20 protein-coding genes and 1 pseudogene are annotated in these 21,276 nt (G+C 70.4%); 8 read left to right on the top strand and 13 right to left on the bottom strand.

All coding sequences use genetic code 11. The annotated features are described in order from the left end of the window. Nucleotides 1–24 precede the first annotated feature (24 nt). The gene (locus O3W51_RS01570; protein ID WP_138351394.1) at nucleotides 25–336 is read right to left on the bottom strand and encodes a hypothetical protein; all 312 of its coding nucleotides are present in this window, start codon (nucleotides 334–336) and stop codon (nucleotides 25–27) included. On the opposite strand from O3W51_RS01570, the gene O3W51_RS01565 reads away from it, so the two are divergent. Next, on the top strand, nucleotides 323–655 hold the full coding sequence (locus O3W51_RS01565) for a hypothetical protein (protein WP_232485407.1): 333 nt from the start codon (nucleotides 323–325) through the stop codon (nucleotides 653–655). The two genes, O3W51_RS01570 and O3W51_RS01565, sit on opposite strands and share 14 nt — an antisense overlap. Nucleotides 656–1,060: 405 nt before the next feature. Here the strand turns inward: O3W51_RS01565 and O3W51_RS01560 are convergent, their stop codons facing one another. Next, entirely contained in the window at nucleotides 1,061–1,612 is a 552-nt protein-coding gene (locus tag O3W51_RS01560; RefSeq protein ID WP_331284032.1) for a 2'-5' RNA ligase family protein, read from the bottom strand. Nucleotides 1,613–1,818: 206 nt separating this feature from the next. Between O3W51_RS01560 and O3W51_RS01555 the strand changes: the two genes are divergently transcribed. Further along, nucleotides 1,819–2,883: a glycoside hydrolase family 19 protein gene (locus O3W51_RS01555; protein ID WP_232485387.1), complete on the top strand. Its 1,065-nt coding sequence runs from the start codon at nucleotides 1,819–1,821 to the stop codon at nucleotides 2,881–2,883. A gap of 119 nt (nucleotides 2,884–3,002) precedes the next feature. Here O3W51_RS01555 and O3W51_RS01550 read toward each other — a convergent pair whose 3' ends face one another. The 3 genes from O3W51_RS01550 to O3W51_RS01540 form a co-directional block, all read right to left on the bottom strand. Next, nucleotides 3,003–5,504 carry an NlpC/P60 family protein gene (locus tag O3W51_RS01550; RefSeq protein ID WP_187144732.1) on the bottom strand — a complete coding sequence of 834 codons (2,502 nt, stop codon included), beginning with the start codon at nucleotides 5,502–5,504 and terminating at the stop codon, nucleotides 3,003–3,005. A gap of 156 nt (nucleotides 5,505–5,660) precedes the next feature. Continuing rightward, nucleotides 5,661–6,698, bottom strand: a complete 1,038-nt coding sequence (locus tag O3W51_RS01545) for an ArsR/SmtB family transcription factor (protein ID WP_138351390.1) — start codon at nucleotides 6,696–6,698, stop codon at nucleotides 5,661–5,663. 169 nt (nucleotides 6,699–6,867) lie between these two features. Further along, the gene (locus O3W51_RS01540; protein WP_138351389.1) at nucleotides 6,868–7,653 is read right to left on the bottom strand and encodes a S1 family peptidase; all 786 of its coding nucleotides are present in this window, start codon (nucleotides 7,651–7,653) and stop codon (nucleotides 6,868–6,870) included. 140 nt (nucleotides 7,654–7,793) lie between these two features. Between O3W51_RS01540 and O3W51_RS01535 the strand changes: the two genes are divergently transcribed. Then, nucleotides 7,794–9,239 (top strand): AlkA N-terminal domain-containing protein, encoded by a 1,446-nt coding sequence (locus O3W51_RS01535; protein ID WP_138351388.1) that lies wholly within the window; start codon nucleotides 7,794–7,796, stop codon nucleotides 9,237–9,239. Between the two features lie 9 nt (nucleotides 9,240–9,248). Here O3W51_RS01535 and O3W51_RS01530 read toward each other — a convergent pair whose 3' ends face one another. Continuing rightward, nucleotides 9,249–10,076 (bottom strand): isocitrate lyase/PEP mutase family protein, encoded by an 828-nt coding sequence (locus tag O3W51_RS01530; RefSeq protein ID WP_138351387.1) that lies wholly within the window; start codon nucleotides 10,074–10,076, stop codon nucleotides 9,249–9,251. Between the two features lie 130 nt (nucleotides 10,077–10,206). Beyond that, nucleotides 10,207–10,764, bottom strand: coding sequence for a MepB family protein (locus O3W51_RS01525; RefSeq protein WP_138351386.1), 558 nt, complete (start codon nucleotides 10,762–10,764; stop codon nucleotides 10,207–10,209). A 63-nt stretch (nucleotides 10,765–10,827) separates the two neighbouring features. Here O3W51_RS01525 and O3W51_RS01520 point away from each other — a divergent pair. The 4 genes and pseudogenes from O3W51_RS01520 to O3W51_RS01505 form a co-directional block, all read left to right on the top strand. Further along, nucleotides 10,828–11,331: pseudogene (locus O3W51_RS01520) on the top strand (MBL fold metallo-hydrolase); the annotation flags it as partial. A gap of 127 nt (nucleotides 11,332–11,458) precedes the next feature. Continuing rightward, nucleotides 11,459–11,728: a hypothetical protein gene (locus O3W51_RS01515; RefSeq protein ID WP_187144733.1), complete on the top strand. Its 270-nt coding sequence runs from the start codon at nucleotides 11,459–11,461 to the stop codon at nucleotides 11,726–11,728. Between the two features lie 189 nt (nucleotides 11,729–11,917). Then, the gene (locus O3W51_RS01510) at nucleotides 11,918–12,889 is read left to right on the top strand and encodes an aldo/keto reductase (RefSeq protein WP_138351385.1); all 972 of its coding nucleotides are present in this window, start codon (nucleotides 11,918–11,920) and stop codon (nucleotides 12,887–12,889) included. A 535-nt stretch (nucleotides 12,890–13,424) separates the two neighbouring features. Beyond that, the gene (locus O3W51_RS01505) at nucleotides 13,425–13,577 is read left to right on the top strand and encodes a hypothetical protein (protein WP_164292695.1); all 153 of its coding nucleotides are present in this window, start codon (nucleotides 13,425–13,427) and stop codon (nucleotides 13,575–13,577) included. 185 nt (nucleotides 13,578–13,762) lie between these two features. Here the strand turns inward: O3W51_RS01505 and O3W51_RS01500 are convergent, their stop codons facing one another. The 4 genes from O3W51_RS01500 to O3W51_RS01490 form a co-directional block, all read right to left on the bottom strand. After that, complete coding sequence (locus O3W51_RS01500; RefSeq protein WP_187144734.1) at nucleotides 13,763–14,494, bottom strand: lasso peptide biosynthesis B2 protein; 732 nt, start codon at nucleotides 14,492–14,494, stop codon at nucleotides 13,763–13,765. A 13-nt stretch (nucleotides 14,495–14,507) separates the two neighbouring features. Further along, complete coding sequence (locus O3W51_RS01495; RefSeq protein ID WP_138351383.1) at nucleotides 14,508–16,391, bottom strand: albusnodin/ikarugamycin family macrolactam cyclase; 1,884 nt, start codon at nucleotides 16,389–16,391, stop codon at nucleotides 14,508–14,510. Between the two features lie 41 nt (nucleotides 16,392–16,432). Then, complete coding sequence (locus O3W51_RS48730) at nucleotides 16,433–16,630, bottom strand: lasso RiPP family leader peptide-containing protein (protein WP_138351599.1); 198 nt, start codon at nucleotides 16,628–16,630, stop codon at nucleotides 16,433–16,435. A gap of 307 nt (nucleotides 16,631–16,937) precedes the next feature. Continuing rightward, the gene (locus O3W51_RS01490; RefSeq protein WP_198359529.1) at nucleotides 16,938–18,128 is read right to left on the bottom strand and encodes an ROK family transcriptional regulator; all 1,191 of its coding nucleotides are present in this window, start codon (nucleotides 18,126–18,128) and stop codon (nucleotides 16,938–16,940) included. 367 nt (nucleotides 18,129–18,495) lie between these two features. Here O3W51_RS01490 and O3W51_RS01485 point away from each other — a divergent pair, with 367 nt between their 5' ends. Next, nucleotides 18,496–18,981, top strand: coding sequence for a hypothetical protein (locus O3W51_RS01485; protein ID WP_269283095.1), 486 nt, complete (start codon nucleotides 18,496–18,498; stop codon nucleotides 18,979–18,981). Nucleotides 18,982–19,001: 20 nt separating this feature from the next. Here O3W51_RS01485 and O3W51_RS01480 read toward each other — a convergent pair whose 3' ends face one another. After that, nucleotides 19,002–20,492 (bottom strand): sensor histidine kinase, encoded by a 1,491-nt coding sequence (locus O3W51_RS01480; RefSeq protein WP_244808974.1) that lies wholly within the window; start codon nucleotides 20,490–20,492, stop codon nucleotides 19,002–19,004. Then, a complete protein-coding gene (locus O3W51_RS01475) occupies nucleotides 20,489–21,235 on the bottom strand; it encodes a response regulator transcription factor (RefSeq protein WP_138351380.1) in 747 nt (248 codons plus the stop codon). The genes O3W51_RS01480 and O3W51_RS01475 overlap by 4 nt, the downstream gene beginning before the upstream one ends. Nucleotides 21,236–21,276: the final 41 nt, after the last annotated feature.

Genomic DNA, 21,276 nt, shown 5'->3' with positions numbered 1-21,276 from the left:
CCGCATCGGCCCGACCGCCCCGGCTCAGCCGGACGCTCGGGCGAGCAGGCCCGTGAGCAGCACCTCGAGCAGTTGGCGGAGGGTGTCGGTGAAGTCCAGCCGCATCGCCGCCGGCTCGGGATCGGTCTCGTAGACGGCGAGCATCGCGGCTGACGGCTGCGAGTGGGTCCACGTCGCGCCGGTCACCATGACGGTGGCACCGGCGAACCGTACGGCGTCGTGCTCTGCGAGCTCGGGCACCCGCTCCCGCACCATCCGGGCCAGCTCACCCACGTTGGTGATCGCGCTGCGCTTGTACTCCGCGGTGACCTTCGGAGAGACGTTGCGTTCGAGCACGCCGGCCTGCGCGCGCACCAACCTCCAGACGGCGGGCGCGACCCTGGGCCGCGACAAGCCGAAGCGCTCGCTGCTCAACAGCCTCGCCATCCTGCCGTCGCAGGGCGTCGAACAGGGCGCCGAGCCGCTGCTGTACGCCGCCACCAGCCCGGACGCCACTCCCGCCGCCTACTACGGACCGGGCGGACGATTCGGACTGGTCGGCCCCACCACCACCGCACGCACCACCCGCCGGGCCCTCGACACCACGGCCAACGCCCGGCTGTGGGCGGAAGCCGAACGCCTCACCGGCGTCACCCTGCCCGCCCTCGCCGCATGACGACCGCGACCCGGTGACTACCGTGCGGGCGGGCCGCGACCCGGCCGGTTCGTCACCGCGGCCCGGTCTGCGATCGCTGGGTCTCCTCCCCGGCCACGGCTCCACGATCACGCCCCCGCCGCCATTCGGCACCCGCACGCTCCGCGGCCGACGACGGGCGGACCGCGGGCACCGGTGGTATCCAGTCCACTGTGGATGAACAACGTGATGTGAACGGCCCGTCCCAGATGTCCCGGCAGCCGCGGCTGCTGTCGACCTCATGCGGCAACTGCTCGTGCTGCGGAGAGGGCGCCTGCGTCAGAGGCCCGGACAACGGCTGCCCGGTGAATCTGGAGAGTGTGACGTCCTGCCCCTGTCTGACGGAGTGACCCGTTCGGCCCAGCGGCCGGATCCCGGTCAGGATGGTCAGCCGCGCAGCGGGAACGTCTCCGCGTCGTGCCAGTGGGCGCCGTCCCAGACGACCAGCTGCACCGCGGTGACGCGGGTCGTGAAGGGAAGCCCGGCCGTCAGATCGGCCTCGATCGTGTCGAACACGCCCGGATCCGGACTGTAGGCGACGGTCAGATGCGGTGCCGCGTCGGCGTACCGGCCTCCGTACGGTTGCGCCTCCGGCCAGCGGTCGGCGACGCCACGGGTGAGCGCCCGGAGGGGGCCGTCCGGCTCGGGGACGAGATGGAGCATCGCAGGGAAGCGTCCGCAGCGACGGAAGGCCAACTCGAACGGGGCGTGAGCGCCCAGTGACTCCCCCAGGGCCTCGGCGACGGAACCATCGATCCGCGGGTGGTCCAGGAACGGGTAGAGCACCGACACGTGCGCCGGGACCCCGGTCCCCGCGGCGGGGTCGAACCGCCGCCGCCACTCCCCCACCAGAGGTTCCGCCTCCGGAACCTTGATGACCAACGCCGTACGGCCGGCCGGATGCCGCGCACTGCCTTCTGACGCCATTGCTCCGGTCACGGTCCCGTCGATCGTTCTGTGGTCACTGCCCAGGAGGCTATCGCAGCCGCCGCCAACCACTCCCCGGCAGCGGCTCGTTGGAGAACCGCTCCGACCTCGCGCACTATCGGTCCAGACCTTGACAGGTCCAGACCAATCGGGTTGAGTGCAGGGCTATCCCCACTCGATCCCCCACTAGGAGTGGCCCCGTGTCAAGAAAACGGATCATGGCGTTCCTCACCGCTCTGATCGTCGCGGTCGGACTGGCGGTCCTCGTACCGCTGGCGTCCACCGCTTCCGCCGCGCAGTGTACGACCGCGTGGAACTCCTCCACGGTGTACACCGGCGGACTGTCCGCGTCCTACAACGGTCACAACTGGTCCGCGAAGTGGTGGACCCAGAACGAGACACCCGGCAACGCGGCGGTCTGGGCCGACCAGGGAGCCTGCGGCAGTTCGGGTGGCTCCGGCGGCACCACCGGCGGCACCGGATCGTGCGACTACCCCGCGTGGGTCGCGGGCCGGGCCTACGTCACCGGTGACGTCGTCAAGTACACCGACGGCAACGCGTACCGCGCCGAGCACGACAATCCCGGCTACGACCCGGCCATCAGCACCTGGTACTGGGAGCCGTACACCTGCGGCGGATCGCCGACCACACCGCCCAGCCAGGGCGGCTTCCCGGTCAGCGAGTCCCAGTTCAACCAGATGTTCCCGAGCCGCAACTCGTTCTACTCCTACAGCGGCCTGACCGCGGCCCTCAGCGCCTACCCCGGCTTCGCCAACACCGGGAGCGACACCGTCAAGCGGCAGGAAGCCGCCGCGTTCCTGGCCAACGTCAACCACGAGACCGGCGGACTCGTCTACATCGTCGAGCAGAACACCGCCAACTACCCCCACTACTGCGACGCGAGCCAGTCCTACGGCTGCCCCGCCGGCCAGGCCGCGTACTACGGCCGCGGTCCGATCCAGCTGAGCTGGAACTTCAACTACAAGGCCGCGGGCGACGCACTCGGCATCGATCTGCTCCACAACCCCAACCTCGTCCAGAACGACTCGTCCGTCGCCTGGAAGACCGGCCTGTGGTACTGGAACACCCAGAGCGGCCCCGGCACCATGACCCCGCACAACGCCATGGTGAACGGCGCCGGCTTCGGCGAGACCATCCGTAGCATCAACGGAAGCATCGAATGCAACGGCGGCAACCCCGCCCAGGTGCAGAGCCGGATCGACGCCTACCAGCGCTTCGTCCAGATCCTCGGTGTCCCGGCAGGCAACAACCTGAGCTGCTGAGTCCCGTTCCTCCGGACGGAACGGCTCACGGACCCGGCAACCTGACTGCCGGGTCCGTGAGCCGTTCGTCCGTTGTGAGGTGTTCGGTCCTCCGTTGTCAGGTGTTCGGTCCTCCGTTGTCAGCAGGTGGGCAGGGAGTCGTCCCAGGCCGGTCCCTTGATGTAGATGTTGCTGATCCAGCCCTGCTGGTCCGCCAGCCGGCTCCAGCCGTCGTTGGTGTAGCCGTCGGCGGTGACGCTCTCGCTGTGCTTCTGGCACACCACGGTCACCTGGGTCGGCCCCGCCAGCGTGGCGACCACCCCGGACCCGGAGGCGGCGTCCTGGTGGACGCGCACATTGGCGCCCCAGGTCGTCCGGGTGTTTCCGTGGGTCTCGCCACCCGGACTGCCCGGATCACCGTCGCAGGCCGGTACGCCGTCGAGCCAGGCGGCACCCTTGACATAGATGTTGGAGATCCACGCCTGGCGGTCGGCGAGATGGCTCCAGCCGTCGTTGGTGATGCCCTCGGCCGTCACCGACTGGCCGTGCACCTGGCAGTCGATCGTCACCGCCGTCGGGCCGGGAAGCAGGTCCGCCCGCGCACTCGTGGCCGTCGGAGCGGTGTGCAGGTAGACATTGGTCCCCCACGTCATGTGATCACCGCCCACGGCCCCGCCGCTGCCGCCCCCGCAGGTGGGGACGTCGACCAGCCATGCGGCGCCCTTGACGAAGATGTTCGACACCCATCCGTTGTAGTTGGGCAGGAAGCTCCACGCGTCGTTGGTGATGCCCGACGCCGTCACCGACTCGGCGTGCTTCTGGCAGGAGATGCCGATGTCCGTCGGACCGGCCAGCGTGGTCACCAGCCGGCCGGAGGCCGACGGGATCGCCCGGATGTTGACATGGGTGCCCCAGGTGGAATGGGCACCGCCGCCCGGCGACGAACCGTCGCAGGCCGGGATGTTGGGGAGCCAGGCCGGTCCGCGGACATAGATGTTGGAGACCCAGCTGCCGCCGATGTCGGGCAGATGCGACCAGACGTCGTTGGTGTAACCCTCGGCCGTGACCGACTGGGCGTGCTTCTGGCAGTCGATACGGATCGCCGTCGGACCGCTGAGCGTGGTGTACACCGGGCCCGACGTCGACGGTGTGGTGTGCGTGCGGACGTCCGTGCCCCAGGTGGAGTTGGGACCGCCGACGCCTCCGCCGCCCCCGCTGCCGGAGCCCGACGGCCGGACCGCGCCCATGTAGTCGTGGTGGTTGGACATGGGTGACACCCGGATCTTCTCGTTGGACTGCGGGGCCTCGGCGATCAGCCCGGTGCCCAGATAGATCGCGGTGTGATGGATGTTCGCGGAGGTGCCGAAGTAGACGATGTCCCCGGCCCGCAACACACTCTCACCCATGGGAGGACCGAACCGCACCGACCACGGCGCACGGTACGCCGAGTCCGCCGTACGGTCACCGATGATGTCGTACCCGGCGGCCTTGTAGTAGGCGAAGCGGACGTATCCCGAGCAGTCGAAGCCCTTGCGGTACGGGTCGTTGGCACTGCGGACGGGGTCGGACTGGTCGACCGAGCCGAATGTCGCCTGCGGCGGAGAGACGCTGTGCCCGCCGCCCCAGGTGTACCAGGTGTCCTGCGCGATGACGGAGCAGGCGGCCGCGATGGCGGCGGCGCCCATCGGGTCGGTGTCGGTGTGCGGTGCGCACGGGGTGTTGGGGTTGGGGTCCGATCCGCCCGATGCGGCGAAGCTGACCGCGGTGGACACCGCCTTGGCCGCCATACGGTTCGCCGTCGCGCCGTGGTCTCCGGCGCCGTACTGGGTGTGCGCGGGAAGGCTGTACGCGAACTGCTGCGCCAGGTCGTCCGTGCTGGGCGGGCCCGGGCGGTTGCAGACGTGGTCGTCGGTGCGGCACACGTCGAAGTACCGGCCGTCGCCGATGAATCCGGCGAAGGCTCCCGGAACATTCAGCCGCCCCAGCAGCCCGCCGTCGGCGACGGCGGCCGTGCCGGTGCTGAAGTCAGGGTTGATGGTGAGCATCGCACCGGCCTGGGCCATGCCGATCTGGCCGTTGTTGCGGCTGGGGTCGGCGACCGTGAGCACGGCGCCTATGGTGTCCGCGTGGGACTGCACGACGGGCAGCTGCAGCGCCGACTTCACGACGTGCGCGCCCATCGAATAGCCCAGCAGGATCAGATGGGGATGGTTGGCGCACCCCGCGTAGAAGTTGACCTCGCTGGCCAGCCGGTCACGGCCGATGCCCAGCCCCGTCCAGTAGTCCGGCAGGCCGCCGGGCCACGGGCGGGAGATCAGTGACGCCGGGTACTTGAGGTTACGGACCTTGATCGCCTGGTCCTGGACGCCCTTGTCGTGCAGGGACTGGACGATCCCCGCGATGAACCAGCTGTTGACTCCGCTGGAACCCCACTCCATCCCCGCGCCCTGGTGCGTGGTGTCCTCCTCGGTGCCGTACGCCGAGATCACCACCCAACTGGGCCCGCAGACCGGGTCCCCCGGATCAGGATTCGGATAGTCGGCACGGGCGTCCGGGGCCGCGCCGAGCGTCGTGGTCGCCACCATCGCCAGCAGGACGGAGAGGAGCAGAAGCCACCGTGGCAGCCTCGGCCTGGTAGTCACATTCACTGTATGAGAGACCTTTCCTGCGCTGCCGTTTCTGCACTGCCGCGGCATCGGCCGAAGGGACGCGGGGAACATCACCGCGAAGACCGTTGCCGGTGCACCATCACCTTGCCGGTGCGGGGACAGCATGCGGCGGGGCGGGCGGACGGGCAATCATTTCGAGCACAGGCTAAACGGGCCCTGCGGGAGCGGACTGTCGACCAGGCCCGGCGTTCCCCCGCCCAACAGCCGGAGGCCCAGCGGGGTCGCCGTGTGCAGAACGTACTTGCCGTCACGGCGGCTGGCCACGAGCCCGCCGTCCCGCAGTACCCCGATCTGGTAGCTGACGCTGGGCAGGGTGACGCCGACGGCTTCGGCCACCTCGGAGGTGGTCCGGGCGTTCCGGTTGGCCACCTCGGCCAGTACCGCTGCCCGGGTCCTGCCCAGCAGGCGCACCAGTCCCTGTTCCGTCGCGCCCTCTCCGTCGAGCGGCACCTTCGCCACCGGATAGACGAGCACCGGCGTCAGGCCCGGGTCCGCGAGAGCCGTCGGCCGGCCCCAGCAGAAGTACGAGGGCACCAGCAGCAGCCCACGCCCCGCCAGGTGCAGGTCGCGGTCGACCGGGTAATCCACTTCCAGCGTCGGGGAGTTCCATCGCGCCAGCGGGCGCAGTCCTTCCAGCAGCGCCTGGGTGCCGCCTCCCAGCAGAGTGCTCGCCCGCCGGCCGATATCGTTGTCAACGGCGGTCCGGATACGCGGCCAGAAGGGCTGCAACAGCGCCCGGTGGTAGGTGGCGAGCGCTTTGGTGAGCGGGACGAGCCCGTCGGCTCCCGGCCGGCCCATCGTGGTGGCCCAGACCGGGACCGGACGGGACTCGGCAAGCCGCGTCAATTCGCGGTTCAGTTGTCCTCGGGGAGTGCCGCGCACCTGGTCCAGGCCGGCGAACAGTTCGCCGCCGGTATTGCTCGGTGTGAGAAAGTCCGGAATGTAGCCCGAAGCGGGGATCAATAACCGCAGCAGATGCAGCGCCCCCTTCACGACGGGATCTCTGCGCAGCCGTTCATATGCCGTGCCGCGCCAATGGCCGAAATCAAGCGGTCCCTGTCTGGTCTGCAGACGACAGATACTGCACACCAGTTCCCACAGCGGGTCGGGATGCTGGGCAATTCGAATGTTCTGCAGGTCGTGGGGGGTGAAGTGAACGCGGAGCATGCAGCCTCTTTCGCTCGCAGGCCCAATGCGGGTCGCGGCCGTACCGGTTCGGCGCGGCCATGGGTAAAGACCCGCACCGGCTCTCCAAGGTTGCCCCCTGCCCCGACTTCGCGCGGGGACAGGAGGCGGAACGCGGCAGACCTCGCCCGCAATTCCTCTTTATCGTTGCTCAAGGAGACCGTGTGAGGAGTCCGAGACCGGCGGCCACCGAACTCACCCGGGAGAACGTGGAGTAGGCGGTATCCGGGGTGCAGTATTTGTTGCCGCTGCTCACGATACCGATAACGCGGCCACCGGCGATCAGTGGTCCACCGGAGTCCCCGGCGCAGACGCTCTCCGGCACGGCACTTCGGGGAAGCCCGCAGATCTTCACGGCCGAGGTGGAGGACCACGGGCCGCAGTCACTCATCGGCGCCAGCTTGAGCGTCGCCTCCTTCAGCCGGCGACCCGCGGCGGCCGCATCGCTGTTCGCCACGGCGGTCTCCGTTCCTGTCCGCCCCCAGCCCAGGACCGTGGCCGGGCGCCCGTAGCCGTAAAGGGCGGAATCCGCGGGCCGGGCCACCGGAACGGTCCTGTACGGCAGCGCCCTGTCGAGCGTGACGACCGCGGCGTCGTAATCACCCGCGAAACCCTGGTAGTCCGGGTGGACCTTCACCTTCACCGCGTGCCGGACCTGCCCCTTCGTGGTGCCCAGGTCGGTACGCCCGCCGATGAAGCGCAGGCCGGTCACGTCCATGGCGTCGAAGCAGTGTGCCGCGCTGAGCACCTTGGCGGGAGCGATCAGTGCCCCGGTGCAGAGCTCCTGGTGGTCCGGAGTCTCGATCGCGATCAGATAGGGGTACGTGTCGGTCGTGGCGGGCTTGCCGCCGAGCACCGCCGAGGCCGAACCCGACAGGGTGACGACGAGTCCCGCCGCGGCCATGCCGGCCACCGCGAGACGCACTAAAGCCTTCATCGAATCTCCTGGAAGTGTCTCCGGCTACTGGATCACTGAGACGAGACCGCGAGACGCCTGGTTGCACCCCGGCCGGACAGCGGCGTCATCATGTCCGGATCCGGCTGGCCCGTGCCCCTTGCGGATGCGAGCCTGAGCAGGTGACTACGTATTCCGCTGTACGGACCACGGGGATCTACTGCCGGCCGGGTTGCGGGGCCAAGCCGCACGCCGAGAACGTCCGCACCTTCGAACTGGCGGGAGCCGCGGAGGCGGCCGGCTACCGGGCCTGTCTGCGCTGCCGCCCCTATCGTGTCGCCGGCACCGTCGCCGACGACACTCCCGAACTCGTCTGCCGGGCCGTCCAGCTCATCATCGGCGGCACGTTGGACGAGGCCAACGAGGCGGCGCTGGGCGCCCGGCTCGGCGTGTCCGCGCGCCATCTGCGGCGGATGTTCCACGACCACCTCGGGGTGACACCGGACCAGTTCGCCCGCTCACGGCGTGCGCACTTCGCCCGGCGGCTGCTCGACGACTCCGACCTGTCGATCGCCGAGGTCGCCTTCGCTTCGGGGTTCGGCAGCCTGCGCCAGTTCAACCGGGCGATCCGGGAGGTGTTCCGCTCCGCGCCGAGCGATCTGCGGGACCGGCGGCGGCGCGGAGACCGGCTCACCGCCGACGGCGGACTCGTCCTGCGCATGCCGTTCACCGCTCCTTACGACTGGGACGCCACCCTCGATTTCCTCGCCGAACGAGCGGTCCCCGGTGTCGAGTCGATCGAGTCGGGCCGGTACCGGCGGACCATCGCGCTCGACGGGGCGCCCGGGATGCTCGAGATCGGGCCAGGAGGCTCCGATCACCTCCGACTGCGAGCGCACCTGCCCTACTGGGAGGGCGTCATCCATGTCGTGGAACGGGCGGCCCGGCTCGTGGGTATCGACGCCGACCCGGTCCTCCCGTCGGCGCAGCTCATCGCCGACACCGCACTCGGTCCACTGATCACCTCCCGCCCGGGGGTACGTGTCCCGGGAGCGTGGGGACCGTTCGAGGTCGCCGTGCACGCGGTGCTCCGCCAGGAGTTGCCTGCGCAGCGGGCCCGCGCCGCGCTCGGCGCGCTGGCCCGCGCCTACGGGCCGCCCGTCGACGGACTCGGACACGGGCTCACCCACGCCTTCCCGTCGGCTGGGACCCTCGCGGACGTGCCCCCGGACGCGTACGGACTGCCGGACGGAGCCGGCGGGACCGTCAGTGCCCTGGCACGGGCGGTGGTCTCCGGGTCCGTCCACCTCGACGGCGGCGAACCACTGGCGGAACTCGTGGCATCGCTGGTCACGGTCCCGGGCCTCGGCGCCGCCGCCGCGCACCATGTCGCCCTGCGCCTCGGCGCACGCGACGCGTTCCCGGCGGGAGACCCGGACGTACGGCGAGCGGTGCAACAGCTCGCATCCTCACTCGAAGTATCCGATTCACCCGGCTCACCCGACTCGTCCGCTGATCTCGATGCCGTCTCCGCGCCCTGGCGTCCGTGGCGGGCGCTGGCGACGGTCCACCTTCTCGTCGGGGACCGCCACCAGGCACCACGCACCGCCCCGTCCGACAGCCGCTGAAGCGGACCGTCAGCGCAGCAGGTCGTTGAGCTCCCCGTAACCCATCGCCGCTTCGAGCGAGACGTAGGTGCCGGAACCGAGCAACTCCCTCGCCGCGTCCGCCGCCAGACCGTAGGCGGCCTGGGCGACGGCCGAACCCACACTGATGCGTGCGACACCGAGCGCCGCGAGTTCCGCGACGGTCGGCGCCCCCGGGTGCGCCATCACATTGATCGGCAGCGGCCCGTCGACGAGTGCGCGTATCGCCTCGGGATCGATGAGGCCGGGAACGAAGAGCAGGTCCGCTCCGGCCGCGGCGTACCGCTCGGCGCGGGCCAGGGTGGCTGCGAGCCGTTCGCTCGGCGCACCGACTCCGGCGAGGTAGGTGTCCGTCCGGGCGTTGATGCACAGATCGACGTCCGCGGCCCGCGCGCTGTCCCGGGCGGCGGCGAGCCGATCGGCCTGTGCGGCCGGGTCGAGGAGCGGCTCGCCCCGTACACCGGGGCTGTCCTCGATGTTGACGCCCACGGCACCCGTGGCGAGGACCGCGGTGATGGTCGACGCCACCTCCTGCGGGGTCGCGCCGTATCCCGCCTCGATGTCGGCGGTCACCGGAACGGAGACCGCGGCGACGATGCGCCGCAGGGCGTCGAGAGCGGCGGCGCGGCTCATGCCGCCCCCGTCCGGCACTCCCACCGCCCACGACACCCCCGCGCTCGTGGTGGCGATCGCGGTGGCACCGGCCGCCTCGATCGCCACCGCCGAGCCCGGGTCCCACGCGTTGGGCAACACCAGCGGGGGTTGAGCGTGCAGGGCGCGCAGGACACGCGCCTGTTCCTTCTGATCGAGCGCCTTCACGGGGCCCTCCTGGTTCCACGGGTTCGGGCGGGCCGAACGACCCTCCACCAGGTAAGACTCTCCCGGTCCGCCATCACCGGTCTGGCCATATCCGGTCACGCGCCCGCCGTGCTCAGGGGCGCGCCCGGCGCTACGGGTGGTACAGCGCGCGAGCCCGCCCGGCGTCGGCCGGACCGTCCTCAGGGATCCGCAGGAAGTACCGCAACTGCCAGGCCTGGCTAGCGCGGGCCTGGCGGTTGACCGCGGTGGCCCAGGGCGGGTAGACGCGGAAAGCCCGTTTCCCGCCCACGCCGTTCCTGGAGACGACGTCCCGTTCGCCGAGCACTTCCCTCGGAAACACGAACTGCCCGAAGTGCTGATCCTCGCGGGAACTGACCACGAGGAGGTCGGCCGCGTCCGTGGAGTCGAACGGCTGGATGGGCCCCTCCGGGGACCGCTTCCACACGGTGACGAACTGCCCGATCTTCGTCGGGGTTGTCCTGGCCACCCGGAACCGCACGGAGGCGCCGTCCAGCGTGAACTCGTGCGCACCGTAGTCGGCACTCTCCGGCTCGGGTACCGGCCGGGAGCAGACGAACCCGTTGACGTCGTACACCCATGTCTTCGCCGCGAGCAGATCGCTGTGGAGCGGCCCGGCGGACGAGGTCCACGGCTCGGGACCGGTGCTCGTCCCAGGGCCGGTGCTCATCCCTGATCTCCGGTTTCGGCGTCGCCGGCGGTGGGCCCGCCGGCCTGCGGTTCCAGGGTGCGCATGAACATCTCCATCGTGAGGTCGGGTGCGTCTCCGAACCTAGCCGAGGGCACTGTCAACGGGTCGGAGCGGCCGCCGGGGTCCCGGGGAAGCGGCCGGCGCACGACGGCTCGCCGCCCCCGTCGGCTGGCCACCGCCGCCTTCGCCCGTCACACCCGGTCGATCCGCCACCCGTCCCGCACCCTGGACCCGGCGGCCGACCCCTTCCCCCTGCGGCTGACCGACGACGTCCATCTGTGCGGGCACAGCTCCTCGCACACCGCGGGAGCCGACGCGTATCTCCTGCAACGCCCGTCCGGGCAACTGATGATGGTCGACACCCCGCGCTGGAACAGCGGGCCGGCCGCGCGGTACGAGGCGCGGGGCCCCGTCACCGATGTGCTGCTGACCCACCGCGACCACGCGGCACACGGCCGGCGGTACGCCGACCGGTTCGGCGGCCGGCTGTGGATCCATGAGGGCGACCTCGACGCCTCCCCGGACGCCGATCACGTCATCCGGGGCAGGGTCGGGGTGTCGGGGGTCACCGTCCGCGTATACCCAAAATTTAGCGACTTGTCAGTGCCGCCTGGCAGGATCAGTGTGCTCGGTCCACGAGCGCTACGGGGGATGTACGGGGGATGGGGACAGCATGACGGAATTCCTATGGCCACGGGGGGCGGACGCGGAGGACACCGCCGCGTTCGAGGCCTGGCTCGACGCGCGGGGTTGGGAGATCGACCCGACCATGTTCATGGCCGGAGTCGGCGGTCCTGCGGTCCAGGTGCGCCGGATCGGCGAGACGTGGCAGGACGGGGACGACGGGCTGCTGATCCTGCCGGGCGAGTCCGTGACGTTCGACGCCTGGCGGATGAGCGTCATACGGACGACCGGTATGGGCATGCTCTGCCGCAGCTCGTAGGCCGTGTCTTCAACGTCCCGGATCGCCCGGCCGTCGCGGGGGACGCGCGGCCGGGCGGATCCGGTGTGCCGGTGGGCGGTCGGGGATGTGCGGTCGGTGGCGGTCGGGTTGAGGGCTTGACCTCAAGCGCGCTCCAAGTGACAGGGTTCGCGACGTTCCCCCACTTCCTCGCACCCCTGCGGAGCACTCATGCGTTTTCGTACTCTGGGCCGCCGTCCCGACGCCACTCCCGGCCCCGGTGTCAGCACCCTGTGCCTGGGCGCCATGCCCTTCGGAACCCATGTCGACGAGGCCACGGCCTTCGCGATCCTGGACCGTTTCGTGGAGCGCGGCGGCACCTTCGTCGACACAGCCAACTGCTACTCGTTCTGGGAGGACGGCGGGCGCGGCGGTGAGAGCGAAGAGCTGGTCGGCCGGTGGATGACCGCGCGCGGCAACCGGGACCGGATCGTGCTCGCCACCAAGGTCGGCGCCCAACCGACAGGTCCCGGCGACTGGCCGGGCAACGCCGAGGGGCTCTCGGCGAAGGCCATCCGTGGTGGCGTCGAAGGCAGTCTGCGCCGACTGGGCACCGACCGCGTCGACGTGCTCTACGGCCACATCGAGGACCGCGCGACGCCACTGGCCGAGACCGTCGGAGCATTCGGTGAACTGGTCGCCGAGGGGACCGTCGGCATCCTGGGCGTCAGCAACCAGGTCACCTGGCGCATCGAACGCGCCCGGACCCTCGCACGCGAACACGGCCTGGCCGGATACTCCTGCATCCAGCAGCAGTACACCTATCTGCGCCCCAAGCCCGGCGCGGCCTTCGGAACGAAGGAGCACGTCACCCCCGAACTGCTCGACTACGTCCGCGCCGAACCCGACCTGACGCTCCTCGCGTACACCCCGCTGCTCTCCGGCGCCTACACCGACCCCGCCAAGTCCGTGCCCGAGCAGTTCGACCACCCCGGCGCCGCCGCCCAGCTCACCGCGGTGCGCGAGGTCGCCGCGGAAACCGGGGCCACGGCCGGGCAGGTCGTCCTCGCCTGGCTGCTCGGCGGCGAGCTGCCGATCATCCCCATCATCGGCGCCAGTTCCACCGCCCAGCTCGACGAATCCCTCGACGCACCGGACCTCGACCTCACCCCGTCCCAGCGCGACCGTCTCGACCAGGCCTGAGATCACGTCACACCATGGCACCACTGCGGCAGTTGGGGTTGCCGGGACCCTTGCACCGCTTTCCTCGTCGAGATTTTGCCGAATCCATACCGGGCGGCTTTTCCCGCGAGCGAGAGCCCGACCCGGGTGCGGCCCTGGTCGGTGCAGCGGTCGAATTTTTGCCGGGCCGCCGTCCGCGTCTCCCGCCGGTCTTCAATTCTCGCCGTACGACGGGCAGTTCCATGGCCCGCGGACGCGAACCCTCGTTCTCGGGGATCCCGCCACCAGAGCTCACCGGGTGACGAACCCACGCCCCCGGCGGCGGGTGACACCGCGCCCCCGGGCTTCGAATTGAGGGCGGACACGCCTTGACGATCCATGCGTCCCTGCATTTCGAATACCGGTCATTCATAAAGGGTTCGACACAGCCGGACGACGTCTCCCTCCAGGCTTCACATCAGGCCGTATAAACGCCTGTTGCCCCATCGCGTAACCCTGCCACAGACTGAAGGAGTCAACCGGAAGGCCTGAAACACCCCTGGGAGGAGGCAGTCCAATGGAGCTCAACATCCGAGTAATCGCCCAGTGCGTATCACCCGTGCGCTGGGTCCACGTCCGGGCGGCGATCACCATCATCGTGATCGTTGTCCTGGTTCTCTTCGGGCACGGCGAGACGTCGATGTTTGACGCCCTCGCTCGCCGTCCCTGAAGTATCCGCAGTACAGCAGCATCCGCAGTCCTTTGGAGGGGCTCGGTCGCCCACCGGCGGCCGGCCCTTTCGTCATGTCCTGGGCCCGCTCGGCCGGCTGTGCCCGCCGACCGCCCGGGCGACACCTTTTCCCGCCATTGCCATCCAGCTAAAGGACGGCAGGCACAAAGAAACGTTCGTGCCGGTCAAATGGAAAGGACGCGCCGGAAAAGAGCGCTCTCAGAATCGGAGGGGTGCGTGACGGGAAGTTCATCGACCTCGGCCCAGGCATGGAACCGATAGGGATCGTCGACCGTCCCGATACACCAATCGAGCCGCCGGCCCAGCAGCGCCATCGCCACGACGGCGCTCAGGGAGAGTTCGAGGCAGGCGGCCCGTCCGGGGAATCGGCGTGCCACGGCCTCGACCGCGATCACCGCCCACAGCGCCTGCTCCTCGGTGGCGGCCGCCCGGCACCATCGCTGCCGTGCCCCGACCAACGCGACGGTCAGCCGGAACGGGAGTCGTAGCAGCAGCAGCGCGATGGCGAACGCCAGTTGGGGAAGCCCCCGATGGGACGGTCGCCGCGGTGCGGTGCGTGCGACCGGGAACTTCTCGGCCCGCTCCCCCGGACCCGGCCACTCGCCCGGACCCGGTCGCTCGCCCGGCTCCCCGGACACCACCAGCCCACGCGCGGCCAGCCCGGCGGCCAGCTCCTCCGCGTCCGACCGGACCTGGGTGCGCCGCTCCCGTGGGTAGCGGTGTGCCATGGCGTCGACGGCGGAATCGAAGTCGCCGGTGCGCTGCCACTCCTGCCAGAGCGTGTGCGCGGTGGAGTTCAGCGCGTACCACTGCCCCGAGTGCGCGTTCAGCAGAACGCTGCCGCCGTGCGGGGAGACGCTGTCATGGATGTGCGCGGGAATGTACAGGTCCGGCATGGGTGCCATCTCCTCAGGAAGGTGGGTCGGTCCGCAGGGGGCGTCGGTCCAGACCCCGTAGCCACAGTTCGGCACTCAGCAGCCGGTTCAGCGCGGGCAGCGGCGCCCGGATCCCCATCAACACCCGGTCGAGCGAGCCGATCACGGCCCCCTGGTCGATGATCCCGAGGTCCGCCAGCCGCGAGCCGGTGAGCAGCGATCTGATCTCCTTCGCGTGCAGCCGCGCGCCCTGGTAGTCCTCGGCCGTGTAGTTCCCCTTGCCGCGCCTCGTCAGCACGGGCTCCGGCACCAGACCGGCCAGCGCGGCTCCGAGCAGTGGCTTGACAGCGCGGGGGTCGGCCCGGTGGTACGACGGCAGTCCCGTGCACGCCCTGACCACGTCGTTGTCGAGGAACGGGGCGTGCGGCCACACCTCGAACTCACGCGCCGTGTCCGACAGTTGCTGTTGGACGGTGGCCGCGATACGGAGTTCGGTGAGAGCCGTCCGGTCGCCCACTCCGACGCCCGGTGTCACCGTCTCGGTCCGTGCGCGGCTTCTGGCCAGCTCGGCCAGCTCGCCCCGCATGGCCCCGGTCAGCCAGCCGGCCTCGGATCCCGGGTCCGGCCACCAGGCGATGGTGTCCAGCCACTGCGGGATTCCCTCCGCCGGCCGTTCCAGTCGGTCGGCCAGCCGTTGCAGCGCTCCGGCCGGAGAGGTTCGTGACAGGCGCAGCGCGCGGGCGGCCACCGCCGTGGGCGCTTCGCGGCGGGCTTTCGCCACATCGCGGCAGTGCCGCCCGAAGGTGCGCGGTCCGCCCTGGCGTGCGAGGTCCGCCAGATAGCCGGCGGCCGGTACGAGGAGGGCGTCGCCGCCCTCGCCACCGAGGTGGATCGCGCTGCCTCCTGCGGCGATGCCCGCGAGCCGGACCCGGAGCCGGGCGCTGTTCACCGCGGCCGCCTCGGGCTGGCCGGCCGGGCGCACCTGATCCAGCCCGTGGTAGGTGAGGGTCTGCCGGGAGCCGGGAAGAACGGTCAGCTCCAGCCGCCCGTCGAGCCGGGCGAACCGCTCGGCATGCTCGAGATCGCCGGCGGGGGCGTCCGGGTGGTGATAGACGAAGACGGGGAGCGGAGTACGCGTCCGGTGTGCGGCGAGGAAGGCGAGGGAGGTGGAGTCCAGACCGCCGCTGAAATCCGCGGTCAGCCGCTCCCCCAGATCCACGCGTGCGCCGACCGCGGCCGTCAGTGCCGCCCTCAGCGCTTCGGCGCCGTCCGCGAGCGACACGTGGCGGTCAGGGATCAGCGGATCGTAGGTCCATGTCTCCGGATGACCCGCGGCGTCGATCCGCAGCGCCTGGCCGCCACCGAGCCGGTGTACACCGTCGAGGACGGAGCGCTCCCCGAACAGGGGGTCGGCGGTGGGGCACAGGATCTGGGCCGCCAGGGTGGCGCGGTCGGGCCGTGCGGGGATTCCCGCCGCCGCTGCCGCGATGGCGGGTCGGGAGCCGAAGGCCACCCGCCCGGGTACGGGGCAGTAGTACAGGGGGAATTGGCCGGCCAGATCGGTGAACGCGAGGAGTCCGTCGTCCCGCGCCATGATGACGAGGTAGCTGCCGGGCCACCGGATGAGGGCTTCCCACCGGTCGCTCTCCACCGCCTGGACGAGTCCCGCCGTGAGCTGTCGGTCGTCGGCGAAACACTGCCCCAACGTGACGAGGCCGGCCCCCTTGTAGGTCACCCCTCGTAACTCGCCCGATCGCCACCGGCCCCAGGACCACAGGGAGGACAGCCCCGGCCAGACCCTGCTCATCCCGTGCGCCGGGAAGTCCGCGTCCACGGATTGCGGGACGGCGGCGGGTACGGGAAATGTGCCGGCCACGTACGGCGCACACTGTGCGGGCAAACGGGTCAGCAGGGTCATCGCGCGTCCCGGGTCGGAATGTGCTGCGATTTCACCGGGCCCTACCAATAATACTGTGAGTTGGCGTCCGCATTGCCGCTGGAGGAACTCCCCAGGGTCAGTTCCCGTACATGGCCAAGATCGGCGAGGAGCGGGGCCTCGTAGACTGCGGGCCCGCTGTCCTCGGCTGACCTCGGAGAACCCGGTCCGCACTGGACACAGAGGTCATCGGAACACTCGTTCCGCGAAAGGAAAGACATCATGTCTCCACAATGGGTCGGCAGTCATCAGTTCGCCGCGTAGCCCCGGACCGTTGGACGTCGGGGAACACCGTACGGCAAGATGAAACTCTACCTGGACTGATGCATCATCAGTTGCCTGATTCCGCCAACGCTGCACGCGGCTTGTCGCACATCCAGTCGAGGAGTGCCACGTCAGGAACGGCACGGCCTTCGGTGCCGAATAGCGCGGGAAACGGTACGGATCGCGAGTCGATGACATGGGCTCAATTAATTGAACCGGCCGGCCGACGGATTTCCCGTTCCGACTTCAAATCGAACCCGCCTGTCAGCTCTTCTCGATCTCCTCGTCCGAGAGGATCGAGCTGAGCCCGAGGACCAGCGCGCCCAGCGCCTCGGCCCGCTGCTTCAGGTTGCTGAGCCGCAGCTCGAAGTCGGTCGACGGGTCCACGGCGCCCGACAGCGCGAACCGCTCCAGGGCCTCCCTGCAGGGCTTCAGGACCAGATCCTTGGCCGCGGCGAGCTGGCCGCCGAGCACGATGACGTCGGGGTTGAAGAGATTGCAGAGTTGCGCGAGCGCCCTGCCGAGCAGCCGCCCCGCGTCCTGCAGGGCACGCACGCACACGGCGTCGTTGGCATGTGCCTTGGCGATGAGCGCCGCGAGGGAGCCGGGCAGGTCCGCCGAGTTCCCCAACTGCGACTTCCTGACCTGGTCGATGAGGTACTCGGCGCCGATGATGGTCTCCAGGCAACCGCGGCCGCCGCACTGACAGATCACCCCGTGCGGATCCATGGTCAGATGGCCGAGCTCGCCGGCGATACCGCTGCGGCCCCGCAGCAGGTTGCCGCCGACGATGAGACCGGAGCCGATCCCGGTCGACGCCTTCACGTAGACGACGGTCTCCAGGTGGTCGCTCCCGCCGTAGGTCTGCTCCGCGAGAGCGCCGAGGTTGGCGTCGTTGTCCATCACCACACGGACCCCGAGCGCCCTGGCCAGCTCTATCGCCGGGTCGCCCCCCTCACCACTCCAGGGAGGCAGCACCGGGGCGGCGAACGTCCCGCTCCGGGGATCGATCATCCGGGGCACGGCGATGCCCACGGAGATGATGTCGTCCGACGTGCGGCCCGTCTCCGCCACCGCTTCCTCGATCATCCCCTTGACGAGCGGAATCACGTGCGCGAGGCCGCGGTTGGCCCCGTCGGTGCTCTGCTGCACCTTGACCCGGTCGTACTGCTCGTCGACCCGCCGGGCGATCACGGTGACGTGGTTGAAGCCCAGGTCGACCCCGACGGCGACATTGACCGCGCCCTGCAGGCAGACCCGGACTCCGCGGCCCCCCTTGCCCTGGGCGGCCGAGTTGCGCTCCATCCGGACGATGCCGTCCTTCTCCAGGTCGCGCACGGCGGTGGAGACCGTGGCCTGGGACAGGATCGTGCGACGCGCAATACCGGCCTGCGTATCCGGTTTGATCATGATGGCGAGGATGATCCGCTTGCGGTTGCTGTCGCGGTGACTCACGGCGGGACGGAGGTGCGCACGTAAGTCAAGCATGGAGTCCCCCGACGACCAGCAGTGATGATTACAACGAAGTTGAAGGCAATAATAATGTCAGGTGTATCTTCAATTCAATTGATTCACCACATCGAATCCAAGTGTTCCAAAATATCGAACATGTACACCCGGAAGTCGATCAGCCTCTTCCGATCTTGGCCGTAAACCGATCCCTCCGACGAGTGTTCCGGCGGTCCTCCAGCGGAACTTGAGGGGTGGCCCGGCGCCTCCCGAGACGGATTCCAGCACCGCGCGAGTCACCGGTGACAGACCTGGACGGCCCGCCTCGCGCGGTAATCCCGCGAGTCCCCCGGCCCCACACCCAACGATCTCCGTGCTCGACATGAATGCCCTTCAGCGGGGCGATGTACTGCTCCAGGCCGCCGTCGCCGAAGCCGCTCCCGGCGAGAGTGCCATGGCCCGCGGCAGGGTCGACCTGCTGCTCGAACTCGACGACGACACCCTGTTCACCCTGACCAAGGTCGCGGTGACCTTCCTCATGCGGATCCATCGGGCGGAGGGCCAGGAACGGACCGCGCTCCCGGACGACGGGACCGGCCCGAACGACTCCGCCCGGAGTTACACCATCGGGCTGCTCAACGCCTGGTCCGCCCGCGAGGGCAAGTCCGTCAAGTCGCTCTTCGCCACCGCGGCCGCGGATCCGCAACGCCGGGAGGAGATCCGCCGCGATCCGTTCGACTTCGCGATCGAGCGGGCACTGGAACTGGCCACCAAGCACGTCGGCCCGCACACGCTCGTACGGCAGTTGTGCAAGTCCATCGCGCGGGAAGACCGCTCGATGGCCCAGGACTGGCCCTGAGCCGACCGCGGGGCCGCGCACTACCACGGCCCCGCACCCACCTCCGGCTCCTCCTTGGCGCCGCCGGCGCCGTCACCGAGCGGCAGCCGCACCGTGAACTCGCTCCGGCCCGGCCGGCTGCGGGCGGTGACCGTGCCGTCGTGCGCCTCGACCACGGCGGCGACGATGGCCAGGCCCAGGCCCGCACCGCTGCCCGCGCCGGGGCGCCGCCGGTCGGCCCGCGCGAAACGTTCGAAGAGCGTCGCGCGCACCGCCTCCGGCACCCCCGGGCCGTTGTCCGCGACTCTCACCTCGACCGTCCCATCGCCTGACGGTACGGTCCGCAGCCGCACCGCGACCTCGGTCCCGTCCGGGGTGTGGATGCGGGCGTTGGCCAGCAGGTTCGCCACCACCTGCTGCAGCCGGTGGGCGTCGCCGGGGACGGTGACGGGCTCCTCCGGCAGATCGAGCACCCAGCGGTGACCGGGGCCGGCGGCCCGTGCGTCGTCCACCGCGTCCAGCACCAGCCGCGTCAGGTCCACCGGCCGGCGCTCCAGCGGCCGGCCGGCGTCCAGCCGGGCGAGCAGCAGCAGGTCGTCGACCATCACGCCCATCCGCGCGGACTCCGCGGCCACCCGCTCCAGCGACCGCCGTACCTCGGCCGGCACCGGGCCCGGGTGGCGCAGCGCCAGTTCCGCGTGGCCGCGCACCGACGCGACGGGGGTGCGCAGTTCATGGCTGGCGTCGGCCGCGAACCGGCGCAGCCGTTCCTCGCTCGTGTGCCGCTTGGACAGGGCGTCGCCGACATGGCCGAGCATGAGGTTGAAGGCGGTGGCCACCTGTCCCGCCTCGCTGCGCGGATCCGCGTCCGGGACCCGCAGCGGCAGGGCGACCTCGCCGCTGTCCAGCGGCAGCCGCGTCACGGCCGTGGCGGTCGCGGCGACCCTGCGCAACGGCCGCAGCGACCAGCGCACCCACAGCGCCCCGGCCACACCGGTCACCACCAGGGCGCCGCCGAAGACGGCCGCCTCGACCAGTTCGAGCCGGTGCACGGTCTCCTCGACGCCGTGCAGGGGCAGACCGGTGATGAGCACGTCCTGGTCGTCGCCGGCCAGGGCCCTGACCCGGTAGCGGTGCAGGGCCGACAGCCTGATGTCGTGGGCATGGCCGTCGACCGGAACGGCCGCCAGTTCCGCCTTGTCGGCCGCGTTGAGCTCCACCGTGGTGTCGGTGCCGGAGCGCACCACAGCGGCGTCGGTGACCACTCCCGCGAGCAGCCGGGCGCCGAAGGTGCCGGGCGACTGGCGGCGGGTGTCGGCGTGGTTGTCCGCGTCGGGTTCGCCGTGCTCCCCCGCGTGCTCCAGGCTCGCCGGGAACTGGCCGCCCGCGTCGCTGAGCTGCTGGTCGAGGCGCTCGGTGAGAAAGCCCCGCAGCGCGAGCACCGCCGCGACGCCGACGGCGGCGCAGCTGACCGCGAGCAGCACCACCAGCCCGCAGGTCAGCCGGGCGCGCAGCGAGTGCGGGCGGATCACGGGGTGCCCGGCTTGAGGACGTATCCGGCGCCCCGCACCGTGTGGATCATCGGAACGCGTCCGACGTCGATCTTCTTGCGCAGATAGCTGATGTAGAGCTCCACGATGTGGGCCTGGCCGCCGAAGTCGTACGACCAGACGTGGTCCAGGATCTGCGCCTTGCTCAGCACCCGGCGGGGGTTGCGCAGCAGATACCGCAGCAGCTCGAACTCGGTCGGCGACAGCTCGACGGTCTGCCCGTCCCGGGTCACCTCCCGCGCCTCCTCGTCCATGACCAGGTCGCCGACGCTCAGCAGCGCGCCCTCGGGCCGCCGCCGGGTCATGCCCGCGCGGCGCAGCAGCCCGCGCAGCCGGGCCAGTACCTCTTCGAGGCTGAACGGTTTGGTGACGTAGTCGTCGCCGCCCGCGGTGAGGCCGGCGATCCGGTCCTCGACGGCATCGCGCGCGGTCAGGAACAGCACACAGATCCCGGGCTGCCGGTCCCGCAGTCCGCGCAGCACGGACAGCCCGTCGAAGTCCGGCAGCATGATGTCGAGGACGACGGCGTCGGGCTGGAAGTCCCGGGCCGCGGTGAGCGCCGAGGCCCCGTCGGCGGCGGTCCGCACCTGCCAGCCCTCGTAGTGCAGGACCCCGGCGAGGACCTCGAGCAGGTCCGGCTCGTCGTCCACGACGAGGACCCGGACCGGGGTGCCGTCCGGGCGGGTCAGGGAGGGCAGCGGGGGTGCGGCGGGAGGGATGTCCATGGTCCGTCCAGCATGCCGCCCCAACCTCTGAGTTTCCCATG

Origin of the sequence: Streptomyces sp. H39-C1 (assembly GCF_027158125.1) — a bacterium.
Taxonomy (GTDB): domain Bacteria; phylum Actinomycetota; class Actinomycetes; order Streptomycetales; family Streptomycetaceae; genus Actinacidiphila; species Actinacidiphila fildesensis.
The sequence above is the reverse complement of the archived record's forward strand: the minus strand, read 5'-3'. Positions and strand labels throughout refer to the sequence as shown.